General features: G+C 44.1%; 12 protein-coding genes and 5 tRNA genes. 5 read left to right on the forward strand and 12 right to left on the reverse strand.

Annotation, left to right across the window (positions count from 1 at the left end; translation table 11 throughout):
* Positions 1-149: 149 nt before the first annotated feature.
* The 10 genes from OCW38_RS14650 to OCW38_RS14695 form a co-directional block, all read right to left on the reverse strand.
* Positions 150-1,112, reverse strand: a complete 963-nt coding sequence (locus OCW38_RS14650) for an SPOR domain-containing protein (protein WP_016784110.1) — start codon at positions 1,110-1,112, stop codon at positions 150-152.
* Positions 1,113-1,299: 187 nt separating this feature from the next.
* On the reverse strand, positions 1,300-2,238 hold the full coding sequence (locus OCW38_RS14655; protein ID WP_010433417.1) for an ABC transporter permease: 939 nt from the start codon (positions 2,236-2,238) through the stop codon (positions 1,300-1,302).
* Positions 2,239-2,240: 2 nt separating this feature from the next.
* Entirely contained in the window at positions 2,241-3,218 is a 978-nt protein-coding gene (locus OCW38_RS14660; protein WP_010433413.1) for an ABC transporter permease, read from the reverse strand.
* A 182-nt stretch (positions 3,219-3,400) separates the two neighbouring features.
* Positions 3,401-4,954, reverse strand: coding sequence for an ABC transporter substrate-binding protein (locus OCW38_RS14665; protein ID WP_016768241.1), 1,554 nt, complete (start codon positions 4,952-4,954; stop codon positions 3,401-3,403).
* Between the two features lie 94 nt (positions 4,955-5,048).
* Positions 5,049-6,776 (reverse strand): dipeptide ABC transporter ATP-binding protein, encoded by a 1,728-nt coding sequence (locus OCW38_RS14670; RefSeq protein ID WP_010433407.1) that lies wholly within the window; start codon positions 6,774-6,776, stop codon positions 5,049-5,051.
* Between the two features lie 1,136 nt (positions 6,777-7,912).
* Positions 7,913-7,989: transfer RNA gene (locus tag OCW38_RS14675), tRNA-Pro, on the reverse strand.
* Positions 7,990-8,044: 55 nt separating this feature from the next.
* Positions 8,045-8,120: transfer RNA gene (locus tag OCW38_RS14680), tRNA-His, on the reverse strand.
* A gap of 44 nt (positions 8,121-8,164) precedes the next feature.
* A tRNA-Pro gene (locus tag OCW38_RS14685) sits at positions 8,165-8,241 on the reverse strand.
* Positions 8,242-8,318: 77 nt separating this feature from the next.
* A tRNA-His gene (locus OCW38_RS14690) sits at positions 8,319-8,394 on the reverse strand.
* Positions 8,395-8,442: 48 nt separating this feature from the next.
* Positions 8,443-8,519 (reverse strand) — tRNA-Arg (locus OCW38_RS14695).
* A gap of 297 nt (positions 8,520-8,816) precedes the next feature.
* Between OCW38_RS14695 and OCW38_RS14700 the strand changes: the two genes are divergently transcribed.
* The gene (locus tag OCW38_RS14700) at positions 8,817-9,230 is read left to right on the forward strand and encodes a c-type cytochrome (protein WP_016788864.1); all 414 of its coding nucleotides are present in this window, start codon (positions 8,817-8,819) and stop codon (positions 9,228-9,230) included.
* A 95-nt stretch (positions 9,231-9,325) separates the two neighbouring features.
* Here the strand turns inward: OCW38_RS14700 and rep are convergent, their stop codons facing one another.
* On the reverse strand, positions 9,326-11,344 hold the full coding sequence (rep, locus tag OCW38_RS14705) for a DNA helicase Rep (RefSeq protein ID WP_010433402.1): 2,019 nt from the start codon (positions 11,342-11,344) through the stop codon (positions 9,326-9,328).
* Between the two features lie 180 nt (positions 11,345-11,524).
* Here rep and OCW38_RS14710 point away from each other — a divergent pair, with 180 nt between their 5' ends.
* The 4 genes from OCW38_RS14710 to ubiK all read left to right on the forward strand — a co-directional run bounded on the left by OCW38_RS14710 (position 11,525) and on the right by ubiK (position 16,736).
* A complete protein-coding gene (locus OCW38_RS14710; RefSeq protein ID WP_010433399.1) occupies positions 11,525-12,106 on the forward strand; it encodes a TetR/AcrR family transcriptional regulator in 582 nt (193 codons plus the stop codon).
* Positions 12,107-12,124: 18 nt separating this feature from the next.
* Positions 12,125-13,231, forward strand: coding sequence for an efflux RND transporter periplasmic adaptor subunit (locus OCW38_RS14715; RefSeq protein ID WP_010433397.1), 1,107 nt, complete (start codon positions 12,125-12,127; stop codon positions 13,229-13,231).
* An 11-nt stretch (positions 13,232-13,242) separates the two neighbouring features.
* Positions 13,243-16,365: a multidrug efflux RND transporter permease subunit gene (locus tag OCW38_RS14720; protein WP_016784112.1), complete on the forward strand. Its 3,123-nt coding sequence runs from the start codon at positions 13,243-13,245 to the stop codon at positions 16,363-16,365.
* Between the two features lie 119 nt (positions 16,366-16,484).
* Complete coding sequence (gene ubiK, locus OCW38_RS14725; protein WP_010433394.1) at positions 16,485-16,736, forward strand: ubiquinone biosynthesis accessory factor UbiK; 252 nt, start codon at positions 16,485-16,487, stop codon at positions 16,734-16,736.
* Between the two features lie 159 nt (positions 16,737-16,895).
* On the opposite strand, the gene ilvC is transcribed toward ubiK, so the two are convergent.
* On the reverse strand, positions 16,896-18,380 hold the full coding sequence (gene ilvC / locus OCW38_RS14730) for a ketol-acid reductoisomerase (RefSeq protein ID WP_010433392.1): 1,485 nt from the start codon (positions 18,378-18,380) through the stop codon (positions 16,896-16,898).
* Between the last annotated feature and the right edge of the window lie 142 nt (positions 18,381-18,522).

Here is an 18,522-nt window from a genome sequence, read left to right on the forward strand (position 1 = left end):
AATTTGAACAACTTTTAGCGATTTTTAATCAAGTTCGTATTCAAGAAACTGACCAACATTCAAGAACAAAACCAATGTGAGAAAGTTTGGTTCATAAATAACAAAGCCCCAGCGATAGCTGAGGCTCATTTAGTCTTACTTTAGGTTACTTATTTAACGCACATGACATTAAGCAATGAAGACCCTTTCAATTGGTTTACATTACCATTGGTAAACAGACCCTTCTTGCCTGCCCCCCAATAAGGTAAGTGCATTGGCCAATTCTGTTTTTCCATGACTTTTGAACCCAAAATACTCTGCCACTGCTTTTCAGTCATCAGCTTCATGTTGACCTTATTGCAGACTAATTCAGCGCTACCGTAATCGAGGCGGCTCCAAGGCTTGCCTTGCTCCATATAGAACTGCTGCTGATGGTCTAGGAGGTAAGGAATAGCATATTGGTTGCCTGAAACATTGGCTGTCACGCGAATTTCGATTTCTAGATCGTTGTCTGTACTCGCATTACCGCTTGGTAGCGTCTGAATAGCGGCAGCACTCGTTACCGCAGCCGCTTGCTTAACCGCCACAGGTTTCGGCGCAGGTTTAGCTTCTACTTTTACAGGAGCCTTAGGCTTTACAGCTTTTGACTCTGCTGGTTTTGCAACGACAGGCTGTGATGAGGTTTTAGACTTATCAACCATACGAATAAAGGCTTCACCATAACCAGACACCTTGCGTACTTGAGCTAAGTCTTTTCTCGCATCCGAAAATGTAGAGTAAGGACCAATCAAACAACGATAATCGCCACCCTCAGGCTTCATCCATACGTTAGTTGAGATCTTTTCATATAGAGGCTTCGCTCGGTTCAGTGACAAAGGCTTATTTAGCAAACCACATTGAACCCAAAACAGTTCGTTATCTGAATGACGTTTAGGCGCTTTGCTGCCCCATACACCTTTACCGATCGGACATGATTGTTCTAGCTGTGGTAATTGATTGGTGCTTGCTTGAGTGGCATCGCATAGTACCGATTCTGCATTAACTTGGCTCGACACCAGAAGAGATACAGCGATAAGCCCCATACGATAATTTCTCATCACAGCACGACATACAGCATTCATTGTCAATTTCATAACCACCACTTAAACCCTCACGGGTTAATTATTACCGAATCAATGTCGATAAAACATGAATTCCATTTTAAGTATCATTGACACTATCAATAATACTAAGTTCCAGATCCATTAAGCAAAAAAAGAGCCGTAATTGCTTACGGCTCTTAGTTTAGTGACTTTTTTTGCTAAAAATCAAACCGAGCTATCACCCTTTATAAATTTTAGGGTTAAACACGTCACGTAACCAGTCGCCTAGTAGGTTAATAACTAGAACTAATGTTACCAAAAGCACACCAGGAAATGCTGTGATCCACCATGCTCCTGAGAAAATGTAGTTAAAACCAGTACTGATTAGGGCACCCAGTGACGGTTGGTCTACCGGAAGGCCTAAACCTAGGAAAGAAAGTGCCGCTTCTGACATGATGGCATTTGCCACCTGTACCGTAGAGATAACCAAGATCGGTGATAAACAGTTCGGTAGAATATGACGGAACATGATGCGAGGCGCTCTAAAGCCCATCACACGTGCCGCTTCAACATATTCTTTCTTCTTCTCTGCCAATACCGATGCACGAATGGTACGAGCATACTGCGGCCATTCTGCAATACCGATGATCACCACCAGCATAACAACGGCATATTGCGCGTAGAAGTCACTGCCGAAACTTGCCTTAAAGATGGCTGAGACAATGATCGCAACCATCATGGTTGAGAATGAAAGTTGAACATCAGCAAAACGCATCAGGAAGCTATCAATACGACCACCGAAGTAACCCGCAGACAGACCGATAATGATACCGAGAGTCAACTGAAGGCCAACCGCTAAGAAACCAATGGTCAGTGATAAGCGCGAGCCGTAAAGCATAGTCGATAAGATGTCACGACCTTGCTCGTCAGTACCCAGTAAGAAACGTTCTTCACCGTCTTCCATCCAAGATGGTGGCAGTTCTGAATCCATGATATCGATAGACGTCACGTCGTATGGGTCGATTGGGGCTAAAATCGGTGCCGCTAATGCCATCACAAGGAAGGCGGCGAAGATGGCGAAGCTGAACATAGCCACTTTATCGCGTAAGAAGTAGTACAGAATGTCTGACTGCTTGAATCGCTCCCAACGAGATGGAGCTGTTGTTGTTTGTTCCATGATTATGCTCCTTTCCCTGTAATGTTCACTGTTGGGTTAATGATACCGTAAAGCAAATCAACAATGGTGTTCGTTACTACGAAGATCAAGCCAACGAAGATAACGTATGCGGTAATCAGTGGTGTATCCACTCGGTTAATCGCTTCAAGGAATAGGAAGCCGGTGCCCGGCCACTGGAATACAGTTTCAGTAAGAATGGTGTAAGCCACCATAGTACCGATTTGAACACCACCTACCGTTAGTACAGGTAACATTGTGTTCTTCAAAGCGTGTTGGTAGTAAATCTTGTTCAGCGCTAGGCCTTTTGCTTTACCAAACTTGATGTATTCAGAACTAAGAACCTCTAGCATTTCAGAACGCACTAGACGAATGAACAGCGGCAGCATGATAGATGCCAAAGCAATACTCGGCAGAACTAAGTGTGCAAGGCCATCTAGTGTTAAGAAGCCAGACTCCCAACCAAACCAGTTTGCAGTCTCACCACGTCCAAATGATGGCAGCCAACCTAGCTCGATAGAGAACACATACATCAGCATGATTGCAGTTAAGAAAACAGGCACAGAGATACCGATACTACTACCGGCCATCACAAGCTTAGTGAAGAAACTTTTTGGGTGTATTGCAGAATAAACGCCTAATGGAATCGACAGACAAACAATGATCAGAGAAGCACCGAACACAAGCTCCAGTGTCGCGACCAGTTTATCTAGAATTACGTCCACAGCAGGGCGTTTAAAGAAATATGAAGTACCAAGATCACCCTGTAGGGCTGCGCCTATAAAGCGAGAGTATTTTGTAACGAAGGGATCATTTAAGCCGAGTTCATCACGTAGCGCTTGACGCTCCGACTCTGAAACAGATTGACCGACTAACTCACGTAACGGGTCGCCCAGGTTATCCTGAATGGCAAACGCCACCAAACTGATCACAAACATCACTATCAGTGCCTGAAACAGGCGCTTGACCAGAAACGTAACCATTCCTTGCCCCTTATCTATCCATGACTATCTAATCGAAATCCGCGATTAGACAACAAAAAAATTCAGTCTTAAAAAAGGTATTTAGCCAGACTGAAGGAAGACCAAATACCGAAACTTAAATCTATATCTTAATAATATTGAGAGCCTGAAAAACTTCAGGCTCTCGATTCTAGCAAGCTAGATTATTTTACAACTAGGTCGCCGAAGTAAGGCATAACCATTGGGTTTACGATGTCTGCAGCACCAACGTTAGACTTCGCGCCCCACGCTTCACTTTGCCAGTGTAGAGGTACGAATACTGCATCGTTGTAAAGTGTTGCTTCAACGCCTTTCAGCATCTTAGAACGCTTAACTGGATCAGTTTCGGTGTTAGAAGCTTCTACAATCGCATCCATTTCTGGGTTTGAGTAGCCAGAACAGTTGTATTGACCACGACCAGTCTCTTCGTTACGAGTCATTGTTAGAAACTCATTGAAGTTCGCTGAATCTTCTGTGTCTGAGTGCCAACCGATCATCATCATGTCTGCTGAACATAGGTCAAACTCAGGCCAGTACTGTGCTTTAGGCATCGTCTTAAGATCAACTTTGATACCAATCTTAGACAGCATTGCCGCAGACGCTTGCGCTACTTTCGCATCGTTCACGTAACGGTTGTTAGGCGCTGCCATAGTTAGTGTAAAGCCATCTTCGTAGCCCGCTTCTTTCATCAGCTCTTTCGCTTTTTTCAGATCGTAACGAGGAACTAAATCTTCGTTGTGACCCGCGTAGCCTGTTGGGCTTTGCTGACCAGCAGCTGTCGCGAAACCTTTCATGATTTTCTTAACAATACCTTCATTGTTAATCGCATGAACGATTGCTTGACGAACACGCACATCTTTCAGTGCTTCGTTGCTGTTTTGGTTCATTTGGAACGTAATGATACGAGTACCAGGTAGCGTTACTAGATCGATATTCTTAGCGTTCTTAACACGCTTGTGATCGTTTGGTGCTACAGGGTGAATCATATCTACATCGCCAGAAAGAAGTGCTGCAACACGCGTTGCGTCTTCTTTGATTGGCACAAGTGTTAGCTTGTCTACGTTACCATCCGTTTCTGTATCCCAGTAATCATTGAAACGCTCGAACGTAACTTTAACGCCTTGCTCACGTTGCGTAACGATGAATGGACCAGTACCTGAAACATTAGTCGAAGCAAACGAATTACCGTGCTTAACTAGTTCAGACTTGTCATTACCTTCAGCTGTTTGGCCTGAGTAGAACTTGCTGTCCATTGGGAAGATGTAAGTTGCTGTTTGTAGTACTAGTGGGTAAGCCGCTTTTGATACTAGCTCAACTGTATAGTCATCCACTTTTACCATTTTCTCGTATGGCGTGAAGATAGACTTAAAGTCTGGAGAAGCTTGTAGACGTTCAAAAGTCCACACAACATCATCAGCTGTCAGTTCGTTACCAGAGTGGAATTTCACACCTTTACGTAGGTTGAAACGGAAAGTCGTTTCATCAACACGCTCCCAGCTAGATGCTAGGCGGCCTTCAAAATCCATCTCTTGTGTAAAACGTACTAGAGGGTCAAACACCATGTGAGACATTTGCAGTGTGCCACCAGACAGCTGCTCGTGCGGATCAAGTGATACTGGGTCAGCTGCGTAGCCAACGGTAATATCTGCTGCTGCTGCACTAAAGCTTAGGCCAGCTGCCATCAAAGCTACTGCTAATTTGCTTTTCATGGTTTTCATTGCATAACTCCTTCATGCGGGAATCCAGATCCCTAGTTGTTGTATTTGCGTCTGTTTATTGTTTTTAGCAAGCTAAACTCCAGCCTGCTGATTTTTATACTGCGGCTTTTGCCACTGCTTTTTCTTCTCTTAAGCCCGTAAACTCAGGCATTAAAGAAATTAGGTGCTTACTGTATTCATGCTGAGGCGATTGGAATAACTGCTCAGTTGGCGCAACTTCCAATAGTTCGCCCATTTGCATCACGCCAACACGATCACACATTTGACGAATAACCGGTAAATCATGACTGATGAACAGCATAGTCAGATTGAGCTCGTCTTGCAGGTCTTTCAATAGATTAAGGATTTGAGCCTGTACTGACACATCCAGCGCCGAGGTAGGTTCATCACAAATCAGAAGACGAGGACGAGTTGCCAGAGCGCGAGCAATAGAGATACGCTGACGTTGGCCACCTGAGAATTCGTGCGGGTACTTAACCCCTGCCATTTGGCCCAAACCAACGTGATCGAGCAGGTCGTTAACGATCTGACGAGTTTCATTTTCGTTGCGAGTTAGCTTATGGAAACGGATAGGTTCAGCAATGATGTCGAATATCTTCATTCGAGGGTTCATTGATGTATACGGATTTTGGAAAACCATCTGCATTTGGCGACGCATAGGGCGACGCTCTTTTTCAGATTTAAGACCGGTAAGGTCAATACCTTCAAAGGTTACCTTGCCTGAGTTCGGTGCGTATAAGCCAGCAATCACACGAGCAATCGTTGATTTACCCGAACCAGATTCACCCACCAAACCAAACGTCTCACCTTCATGCACTTCAAAGCTGACGTTGTTTGACGCTTGAACATATTCACGACGGCTTTCGAAGAATGAATCTTTAGTCGTAAAACGTAAGTTCACGTTTTCAACGTTCAACAAAGGCCCCGTGTAATCACGGTGATCTTGGCTTTGGCCCAACCAGTGGTTTTTCACATCCAGTGGTTCCATCTCGTGTGCTTCTTCGATGTAACTCACTGTAGGGAAACGATCGAGTTTACGATCTGAACGCGGAACCGCTGAAATAAGGCTGTGTGTGTATGGATGCTCAGGAGTGCCAAGGACTTTCGCCGTTGGGCCAAACTCAACCAAATCACCACGATACATCACGGCTACACGATCGGTTACGTTAGATACAACACCCATATCGTGCGTGACCAACATACAACCTACGTTCTTCTTAATACATAGGTCGCGAATCAAACCCAAGATCTGATCTTGGATAGAAACATCCAGTGCGGTTGTTGGTTCATCTGCGATGATTAAGTCAGGTTCACCTGCCAATGCGATCGCGATAACAACACGCTGACGCATACCGCCAGAAAACTGGTGTGGGTACTGCTTTAAACGGTTTTCTGGTTGTGGGATACCCACTTGGTTCATCAAGTCTAGTGAACGCTGGTAGGCTTCTTGATCCGAAACCTTCATGTTGGCATGAATCGTCTCTTTTAACTGCTGTTCTACTGTGAATAGAGGGTTAAGAGAAGTCATTGGGTCTTGGAAGATAAATCCAATCTTTGAGCCGCGAACAGAGCGCATCTGCTCAGGAGATAAACCCGAAACTTTTTCGCCATCCAGAAACACCTCGCCGCTAGCAATACGGCCAGGAGGGCTCAGTAAATCAATAACAGCATTACCCACTGTTGATTTACCTGCACCAGATTCGCCTACAACGCCAACGATCTCACCACGTTCAATGTTGAACGAAAGTGATTTAACTGCGGCGTGAACTCCATGACGAGATGGATATTCGATACGAAGATTTTTTACTTCTAAAAGTGACATTACCAGACCTCTACTGCTTTGGCAGCTTTCTGCCCTGTCTGCAAAATTGAATCCATTCTTACCAGAATATTGTTCTGATATTTTATACGGTTGACAATTTGGCAAATAATTCACAGAAAAGCAACAAAAATAGGATAAAAAGTCGACATTAAACGCCTGGCAAGCAAAAGCACTACATAACTATTCAAAAAAAGAGCATATAGTAATAAAAATCAACATCATACTCATGGTGAGAAATACTCACAAATCCCTTACTACAACTTACTTGTAGACTGAAACCAATCGTTCAAAGCAGATCTCACTATTAGTCATTTAAAACAAATAATTATTCCAAAAAACAATTAACACTATAGAAACAAATGCTAGATTATTTAAATAATACAAATAAAACAACTAGATACATAGTAATAAGCCACACTTTCCACCATCAAGATAAGTGTGATAAATGTAAAGTAGTAAAATAAGAGGCTTATAAAATTAGAGACGATTTTAGGCTATTTAATATGAAGAAATCTGTCAAATATAGACCTTAGAGAGCAAATCTAAGGTTAGATTTCTCTTTTCATAAAAACACTTAGACCAAACCCATTAGTTTGTCGAATTATTGAGCAATCAATTTATATAAAATTAGATATAGATCTAATGATTTTATAGAGAAAATATATTTATAAAGACGTAATAATTAAAGACATGACAGCATGCTCATTTAATACGAAAGTACATTTTACCAGTACGATCACAGACAATTTTTCGAAATAGGTAAGTTCATAACCTTAAATAGCAGGTTAATGAATAACGGCGCGGCAGGGCTTCCTGCGGACTGGCGATCCAGCCCTCTGGTCTCAAATGATCTAAATTCCAGGCGTAAAAAAGCCCCGTCATTTCTGACGCGGACGGCTAGTTGAGGCTTCTTAAGTGATCGGTGAAGAGACATTCTTTGAACATCAGGCAAACCCCACTTGGGTTCCAATCTAGTGATCTACAGATGAAAAAAAGCTCATCATTTCTGATGAGCTTTCTTAAAGGTGCTCGGTGAAGAAGGATTTGATACGACTGGGCTTCCAGCCCCCGAATACATCATTATCTTTTCTCCAGATAGAAAAAAAGCTCATCATTTCTGATGAGCTTTCTTAAGGTGGTCGGTGAAGAGGGATTCGAACCCCCGACCCTCTGGTCCCAAACCAGATGCGCTACCAAGCTGCGCTATTCACCGAGATGTTTCGTTTGATTTCTCAAACTGGAAACTTCAAAGAAGCTACCAAAATTAATGGGGTGGCTAACGAGATTCGAACTCGCGACCACCGGAATCACAATCCAGGGCTCTACCAACTGAGCTATAGCCACCACTAATTTTTATATAACCACTTAACAAGCGATTATTGAAATAGTGGTCGGTGAAGAGGGATTCGAACCCCCGACCCTCTGGTCCCAAACCAGATGCGCTACCAAGCTGCGCTATTCACCGACTAGTTTTGTATCGATTCTTGGGAAGAATGAATCAACACTGGAAGCCGAAGCTACCGATATTTTGTAAAGAAAGAATGGGGTGGCTAACGAGATTCGAACTCGCGACCACCGGAATCACAATCCAGGGCTCTACCAACTGAGCTATAGCCACCATTATTTCTTTTTTGCCAATTCTCACTTACCGAAGTAAGAGACCGGATGGCGCGCCTGAAAGGATTCGAACCTTCGGCCTTTGGCTCCGGAGGCCAACGCTCTATCCAGCTGAGCTACAGGCGCATGCCCTGTCGGCGGAGTGGAATAATACGTATATCACCCAATGCCGTCTAGTACTTTTTTAACTTTTTTTTCTGTTTGGTCTCTTTTTCGACAGTTAATATGTGATAAACCCCTTATTTGAGTACTACAACCCGCTACAGCTTATAAGTTGTTGTTTATTGCAACAACTTATCGGGATATAATCACCCATTATTTACATTGGTTTAACAGTTGCTCTTTGCTGCTCAAATCAAAACACCCTTCCAACACTATAAATTGGTAAGCATGTACTTACCTTGGGAATGTAAAGTGAGTTTAATGGATATGTCTCGTCGAATTTTAAGCGTTGTCATCGCAGTTTTAACCTTTTCAACTGGTGCAATGGCTTCAGGCCTAAGCGAAGCAGAGCAAGATGCTATTGCTGAACGCATCAAACCAGTTGGCCAAGTATACCTAGTCGGCAGTGAGCCAGTAGTCGCGGAACCAACAGGCCCTCGTGATGGCGCAGCAGTTTACGGTACCTTTTGTATCGCTTGTCACGCATCTGGCGTAAGTGGCGCACCTAAAAAAGGCGATGCTGGTGATTGGGGTCCTCGTATTGCTCAAGGTCGCGATATTCTAGCGAATCACGCAATCAACGGCTTTAATGCAATGCCTGCGAAAGGTTCATGTATGGACTGTTCAGACGACGAAATCAAAGATGCTATCGAGCACATGATTGCCGGTCTGTAATTTACCGATCTGTAATTAAAAATGCCAAATTCAAAAAAGGTGACCTCATGGTCACCTTTTTATTGGTTTTTATATAGTGCTATTAAAGTAGATCATTATTTCTTATTGAACATCGCTCGAATATTCGCAATGTGCGCCTGCCCTTTTTCCATTCTTTCTTCAGCGGATTGAGGCTTCTTAACGCTTTCCCACTCCACATCATCATGCGGCAGTTCATCAAGAAAGCGACTTTGTGTTGGCTTAATCAATTCACCATATTGACGGCGTTCACGACACTTAGTAAAGGTCAGCTCTTTTTGCGCTCGAGTAATCCCTACGTACATAAGACGACGCTCTTCTTCTACGTTGCCTTCATCAACACTGGTTTGGTGCGGTAAAATACCCTCTTCTGCCCCCATCAGGAATACATATGGAAACTCTAGGCCTTTCGATGCATGCAGTGTCATTAATTGAACCTGGTCTGCATCGTCATCATCTTCCCCACGCTCCATCATGTCACGCAGTGTTAAACGTTGCACTACCTCGCGTAGGGTTTTCTCTTCCTTGTCGTAGTTGTCACCTTCAAGATCAGCCACTATCCAACTGTAAAGATCAGAGACGTTCTTCATTCGCATTTCAGCCGCTTTCGGGCTCGCCGAAGTTTCGTACAACCAATCTTCATAGTTAATGTCACGAACCAAAGAACGTACGGCCTCAACCGTATTACCACGCTCTGCATTATCCGAGATACGAACAATCCAGTCACCGAAACGGCGCAAGTTTTCTAGACCACGCCCCGTCAGCGTTTGCTCTAAGCCCATCTCAAAGCTGGCTTCAAACAAGCTCTTACCACGCATATTGGCGTAGCTGCCGAGTTTCTCTAAAGTAACCGGACCAATCTCACGACGTGGCGTGTTCACAATACGTAAAAACGCATTGTCATCATCTGGGTTCACCAACACACGTAAGTAAGCCATGATGTCTTTAATCTCAGCTCTAGCAAAGAAAGACGTACCACCAGAGATCTTGTAAGGCACACGGTTTTGCATCAAGGCTTTTTCAATCAAGCGAGATTGGTGATTACCACGGTAAAGCACTGCGTAATCTTTGTAATCTGTGCGATTCAAAAACTTGTGGGCAATGATCTCACCAGTAATACGTTCGGCTTCGTGCTCTTCATTCTTGGCATTCAGTACCTTGAGCTTTTCACCGTCCGGGATCTCTGAGAACAGTGATTTTTCATAAACGTGTGGGTTATTAGCGATCAAGATGTTCGCCGCACGCAAAATTCGACTGGTTGAACGATAGTTTTGCTCTAGTTTGATTAAACGAAGGTTCGGGTAATCCTCACCTAGCAAAACCAAGTTTTGCGGCTTTGCGCCACGCCATGAGTAAATAGATTGGTCATCATCACCTACTACCGTCAGACGACCACGTTCTCCCACCAATAAACGAACCAACTCATATTGACTGGTGTTGGTATCTTGATACTCATCGACCAGTAAATAGCGAATGCGAGACTGCCAGCGCTCACGGACTTCTTGATTAGTTTTCAGTAACAATACCGGCATCGCAATCAGATCATCAAAATCGAGCGCGTTGTATGCCTTCATCTGTTTCTGATACATCTCAAAACAGAATGCAAAAAGCTGTTCTTGTTCGCCTTGAGCTCGTGCTTTGGCCTGATCAGGCGTCAGCATGTCATTCTTCCAATTCGAAATGGTGCTCATTAAAGCGCGTAGTAGATCTTTGTCACCATCGATCTGCCTTTCGGTTAACTCTTTAAGTAAAGCTAACTGGTCCTGATCATCAAACAAAGAAAAGCCAGCTTTTAAACCCAATGCTTTGTATTCGCGGCGAATAATCGTCAAACCCATAGTGTGAAAGGTCGAAACGATCAGACCTTTTGATTCATTTTTACCTAGAGTTTGTCCTACACGCTCTTTCATTTCGCGTGCCGCTTTATTGGTAAAGGTTACCGCTGCAATATTACGAGCTTTGTAGCCACACTCTTGAACCAAGTAAGCAATCTTATTGGTGATAACACGTGTTTTTCCTGAACCAGCGCCTGCTAATACTAAACAGGGGCCAGAAACATACTTCACGGCTTCATCTTGTCTTGGATTCAGTTTCATTTGATTCTCAATTTGGTCTAGAGGGGCGAATTAAATTGCGCGCCTATAATAATGCTGCAATAGCACGAATGCTACGTTCTCTTATACAAGATTTTTACGTCATTTGTGTAAAACTTTGTTGCATAGATGTATGGTTCTTAGGCTATAATGAATGAACGTTCATTCACTGGTGATGGAAAGATGACAACTCATGCACCTCAGGATAAACGCCAACAAATACTTTCTGCTGCTGAAAAGCTCATTGCGGAGGTCGGTTTTCAAGGCCTTTCGATGCAAAAATTAGCCAAAGAAGCAGGGGTAGCTGCAGGCACTATCTATCGCTACTTCGATGATAAAGATCACTTGATCGATGATGTTCGAGTGCTCGTGACTCAACGAGTAGCTGATGCTGTTCAAGAAGGGGTTAATGATTCGGATCCAATTAAGCAACGCTATCGTACTATGTGGTTGAACATATGGAACTTAGCGGGAACGAACTTAGCCGCGATAAAAAATCGGGTTCAGTATGACTCTCTACCTATTACAAATAGCCTAAACTTCAGGGAACTGGAACGTAAAATGTTTGCCCAAGTTGAACTGCTATTTAATGAAGGTAAAGAGCAGGGACTGTTTAAACCGCTTGATAATGAAGTATTAAGCGGCTTGAGCTTAGCGGCTAGTGTCTCTCTAGCGCGAAAGCATTCTTTAGGATTTTACCAACTCGACGAGGCAGCACTAGAAGCTGCAATAGAAGCCAGTTGGGACGCAATAATTAAACACTAGATCGGAGTTTTGACCATAATGAAAAAGTGGACTTTCTTCATGTTATTCATCGCTGTATTGCTTTTTGGCAGCGTTATTGGATTCAACATGTTCAAACAACAAAAAATTGCTGAGTATATGGCCAACCGCCCTGAACCCGAGTTTCCCGTAACGGTAACTGAAGTTCAGCCGATCGACTGGGTTCCCGTAATTGAAGCTATCGGCTTCATCGAACCAAATCAAGGTGTGACACTAGCGAACGAAACCAGCGGTGTTATTGACCAAATTTCTTTCGAATCGGGTACTGATGTTAAGAGTGGTCAGCAACTGGTACGTCTTGATTCTGACGTAGAGAAAGCCAACCTTAAGAGTTCTGAAGCTCGTTTGCCTGCTGCGAAAGCAAAATACAAGCGTTACCAAGGTCTATTCAAGAAAGGCTCTATTTCTAAAGAAGCGTACGATGAAGCAGAAGCAAACTACTTCTCTCTATCTGCTGATATTGAAAGCCTAAAAGCCTCGATCGAACGCCGCGAAATTCGCGCACCTTTTGATGGCAAGGTTGGTATTCGTAACGTATACCTAGGTCAATACCTACAATCGGGTACCGATATCGTTCGTTTAGAAGACACCAGTGTCATGCGCCTACGCTTCACGGTTTCTCAAACCGATATCTCTCGCATTAATGTTGGCCAGGCTATCGACATCTTTGTTGATGCTTACCCAGAAAAACCGTTTGAAGGCTCTATCAGTGCTATTGAACCTGCAGTAAGCATCCAAAGTGGTCTTATTCAAGTTCAAGCGGATATTCCAAACAATGATGGCAAGCTTCGCAGTGGCATGTTCGCTCGCGCTAACATCATTCTTCCTAAACTAGAGAACCAAGTAACCCTGCCGCAAACGGCGATTACTTTCACTCTATACGGTGACAATGTTTACATCCTAACGGAAGAAGACGGCGTTCAACGTGTTGCTCAACATGTTGTGAAAGTTGGTGAACGTACAGCAGATATCGCACATATCCTTGAAGGCGTTAAAGCTGGCGATACGGTTGTAACTTCTGGCCAAGTACGTCTGAGTAACGGTGCCAAAGTTAAGATCGTAGAAAGTGATTCAATCACTCCACCATCTGAAACACCTAAGCTGTAACTGGAGGCCCAATGCGCTTTACTGATGTTTTTATTAAACGTCCAGTTCTAGCGGTATCCATCAGCTTTTTGATTGCGTTGCTTGGCTTACAAGCAATCTTCAAAATGCAGGTGCGTGAATACCCTGAAATGACGAATACCGTCGTAACCGTAACTACGAGTTACTACGGTGCAAGTGCCGATCTTATCCAAGGCTTTATCACCCAGCCCCTCGAGCAGGCTGTGGCCCAAGCGGATAACATCGACTATATGACTTCTTCTTCTGTACTCGGTAGCTCGACGATTACCGTGAACATGAAGTTGAACACAGACCCGAATGCGGCGCTGTCTGACATACTGGCCAAGACTAACTCGGTACGTTCTCAGCTTCCTAAAGAAGCCGAAGATCCAACCGTAACTATGTCTACCGGTTCAACAACGGCGGTACTCTACATTGGTTTTACCAGTGATGAGTTGGTGTCGAGCCAAATTACCGACTATCTAGAGCGAGTAATCAACCCGCAACTATTTACGGTAAATGGCGTATCTAAAGTTGACCTATATGGTGGTATGAAATACGCACTACGCGTGTGGCTAGACCCAGCTAAAATGGCAGCAGTAAACCTTACCGCAACTGACGTAATGGCGGTATTGGATGCGAATAACTACCAATCGGCGACAGGTCAAGCAACAGGTGAGTTTGTTCTTTATAACGGCAGTGCCGACACGCAAGTTTCGAACACTGAAGAGCTAGAGAACTTAGTCGTTAGAAGTGGTGAAGGTGAGATTATTCGCCTGTCTGACATCGCTAAGGTTTCTCTAGAGAAAAGCCACGATATTTACCGTGCAAGTGCCAACGGCCAAGAAGCGGTAGTTGCAGCAATTAACGCAGCACCAAGTGCAAACCCAATCAACATTGCCGCTGATGTACTCGAACTTCTCCCTCAGTTAGAGAAGAACTTGCCAAGTAACATTTCCATGAACGTGATGTATGACTCGACAATTGCGATTAACGAATCGATTCAAGAGGTTATAAAAACCATCCTTGAAGCTGCATTAATCGTATTGATCGTAATTACTCTGTTCTTAGGTTCGTTCCGTGCTGTACTGATCCCTATCGTTACTATCCCACTGTCTTTGATTGGTGTGGCAATGGTAATGCAGGCAATGGGCTTCTCTTGGAACCTGATGACACTACTGGCAATGGTGCTCGCCATCGGTCTGGTGGTAGATGATGCGATCGTGGTACTGGAAAACGTCGACCGACATATTAAGCTCGGGGAGTCACCTTTCCGTGCTGCGATCATCGGTACTCGTGAAATTGCGGTTCCTGTTATCGCAATGACCCTAACGCTAGGCGCAGTATACGCTCCAATCGCGATGATGGGTGGTATCACGGGCTCACTATTTAAAGAGTTTGCATTAACTCTAGCGGGTTCTGTTTTTGTATCAGGTATCGTGGCACTAACACTATCACCAATGATGTGTTCTAAAATGCTAAAAGCTCATGCTGAGCCAAGCAAGTTTGAACAGAAAGTACATAGCGTACTGGATGGCATGACGAACCGTTATGAGCGCATGCTTAGCGCGGTAATGAACCATCGCCCAGTATTCATTGGCTTTGCGGTGATCGTATTTGCAAGCTTACCAATGCTATTTAAGTTCATCCCAAGTGAGTTAGCACCTTCAGAAGATAAAGGTGTGATCATGTTGATGGGTACGGCGCCGTCGAACGCGAACTTAGACTTCATGCAAAATACCATGAACGACGTAAATAAGGTTCTGTCTGATCAGCCAGAAGTAGCTTACGCGCAGGTGTTCACAGGTGTTCCTAATGCAAACCAAGCGTTTGGTATTGCATCTATGGTGCCTTGGAGTGAGCGTGAAGCAAGTCAATCTGACGTAGCAACCCGCGTTGGTGGTTTGGTGAAAGATGTTCCTGGAATGGCAGTTACTGCATTCCAAATGCCAGAACTACCAGGTGCAGGTTCAGGTCTTCCAATTCAGTTTGTTATCACAACGCCAAACAGTTTTGAGAGCCTGTTCCAAATCACCACTGATATCTTGACTGATGTAGCGACAAACCCGCTGTTCGTATACTCGGATCTCGATCTGAACTATGACTCAGCAACGATGAAAGTACACATCGACAAGGACAAAGCGGGCGCATACGGCGTGACCATGCAAGATATCGGTATCACGCTTGGTACCATGATGTCAGATGGCTACGTAAACCGTATCGACTTGAATGGTCGTTCTTACGAGGTTATCCCTCAAGTTGAACGTAAATTCCGTTTGAACCCAGAATCGATGAATAACTACTACGTACGTGCTGCGGACGGTAATGCTGTACCACTTGGCAGCTTGATTACGATTGATGTTGTGGCAGAGCCTCGTTCTCTTCCTCACTTCAACCAATTGAACTCAGCTACGATTGGTGCGGTACCTGCTCCAGGCGCTGCAATGGGTGATGCAATTGCGTGGTTTGAAGACACGGCGGCGAATAAGCTACCAAGTGGCTATAACCACGATTACATGGGTGAAGCACGTCAATACGTAACTGAAGGTAGCGCGCTTTACGCGACCTTTGGTTTAGCACTGGCTATCATCTTCTTGGTACTGGCGATTCAATTCGAATCTCTTAAAGATCCATTGGTTATCATGGTATCTGTGCCACTTGCGATCTGTGGTGCCCTAATCGCTCTGGCTTGGGGTGCGGCAACGATGAATATCTACTCACAAGTAGGTTTAATCACCTTGGTCGGCCTGATTACCAAGCACGGTATCTTGATCTGTGAAGTTGCAAAAGAGGAACAGTTGCATCATCACAAGACTCGTATTGAAGCAGTAATGGAAGCTGCGAAGGTTCGTCTTCGTCCGATTCTAATGACAACAGCTGCGATGATCGCCGGCCTAATCCCACTGATGTACGCAAGTGGTGCGGGTGCGGCTCAGCGCTTTAGTATTGGTATCGTAATCGTAGCTGGTCTGGCGATTGGTACTATCTTCACGCTATTTGTACTGCCAGTGATTTACAGCTACTTGGCTGAAAAACACAAACCTCTACCTGTATTTGTTGAAGACAAAGACCTAGAAAAGCTAGCTCGCGTCGATGAAGCAAAAGCAGCACACAGAGAATTAGCTGATAATAAGTAATCGCTAAGTCGTATTAACAATAAAAAGGCTACTTCGGTGGCCTTTTTTTATACGCCATAGGCGACATCTCAAGTGTGATTAAATAGAATAGTGGTAAATATTCAGGAGTTTTAATTGATATGTTTGATCCAAAAAAACTAGAGCAGATTGCTAAGCAGATTCACGATTCTATGCCTCAACCAGTAAAAGAGCTTGGTTCAGACGTAGATCAAAAAGTTCGCCAGGTTATCCAAGGCCAACTAAACAAGCTAGACGTTGTGAGCCGTGAAGAATTTGATGTTCAAACACAAGTACTGCTTCGCACTCGCCAGAAGCTAACTGAAATGGAACAAAAGCTAGCTGATTTAGAAGCAAAGCTTTCAGACAAATAATAGCTCGTTTCCATCAGTTCAAGTTCGAATAAAGGCTTACCTTCGGGTAAGCCTTTATTTTTCCTCGACCTATCAAAACTTTACAAGCAAATAGTTGCGGGCATAAAAAAGCCCCGAACAAATGTTCAGGGCTATCTTTATCCAGTTATGAGCAGAAGATTAACCGCCTACAGCGATACGCTTCATGTCGCTCATGTAGCTACGTAGCTCTTCACCAATGTATTCTACAGGGTGGTTACGAATAGCTTCGTTTACTTCAATTAGCTTAGCGTTATCAACTTGGTTAGATGTTTCACCTAGACCACGGCCAATTACGTCTGTTGCAACTGAAGGCATGAACTTCTCACGTAGTAGCGGTGTTGCTACGTTAGCGAATAGGTAGTTACCGTACTCAGCAGTATCAGAAATTACAACGTTCATTTCGTAAAGACGCTTACGAGCAACCGTGTTTGCAATTAGTGGAAGCTCATGTAGAGATTCGTAGTAAGCAGACTCGTCGATGATGCCTGATGCCGTCATAGCTTCGAATGCTAGCTCAACACCGGCACGAACCATAGCAACCATTAGGATACCGTTGTCGAAATACTCTTGCTCTGAGATTTCTACGTCAGAAGCTGGGTAATTTTCGAATGCCGTTTCGCCTGTCTCTTCACGCCAGCCTAGTAGGTTCACGTCATCGTTCGCCCAGTCGGCCATCATTGTGCTAGAGAAGTGACCAGAGATGATGTCATCCATGTGCTTGTTGTAAAGCGGGCGCATTAGGTCTTTAAGCTCTTCAGAAAGCTCAAACGCTTTAACTTTAGCTGGGTTAGATAGACGGTCCATCATGTGAGTTACGCCACCAAACTTCAGTGCTTCAGTGATCGTTTCCCAACCGTATTGTAGAAGTTTGCCTGCGTAGCCCGGTTCGATGCCATCAGCAATCATCTTCTCGTACGATACGATAGAACCTGCTTGTAGCATGCCACAAAGGATAGTTTGCTCGCCCATAAGGTCAGATTTAACTTCCGCTACGAAAGAAGACTCTAGGCAACCAGCACGGTGACCACCAGTACCTGCTGCCCAAGCTTTAGCGATATCCCAACCTTCGCCCTTAGGGTCGTTTTCTGGGTGAACAGCGATCAGTGTTGGAACACCAAAGCCACGCTTGTACTCTTCACGTACTTCAGAACCAGGACATTTAGGTGCAACCATTACAACCGTAAGATCATCACGTAGTTGCATGCCTTCTTCAACAACGTTAAAACCGTGAGAGTAACCAAGAGCAGCACCTTGCTTCATTAGAGGCATTACTGTTTCAACAACGTTTGTGTGTTGCTTATCAGGAGTAAGGTTGATTACTAGGTCTGCTTGAGGGATTAGCGTTTCGTAGCTACCCACAACAAAGCCGTTTTCATCAGCATTTTTGAATGATTGACGCTTTTCATCTATTGCTGCTTGGCGTAGAGCGTAAGATACGTCTAGACCAGAATCACGCATGTTTAGACCTTGGTTTAGGCCTTGAGCACCACAACCAACAATTACGATTTTCTTACCTTCAAGATACTCAGCTTCTGTCGCGAATTCTTCACGATCCATAAAGCGGCAACGACCCAATTGGTCAAGTTGTTCACGAAGGTTTAATGTATTGAAATAGTTAGCCATTCTAGGGCACTCCTTTAAAAATAAGTCCGTAAGGTCGATATCTCTCTATCGAATGACTTCATACTAAAACAGACACTCCGTTGCTGAAAGTGATATATTCACAATTAGTTATTGCAATAAATGCAACATGGAAACGATCGCA

Source organism: Vibrio cyclitrophicus (assembly GCF_024347435.1).
Lineage (GTDB): Bacteria > Pseudomonadota > Gammaproteobacteria > Enterobacterales > Vibrionaceae > Vibrio > Vibrio cyclitrophicus.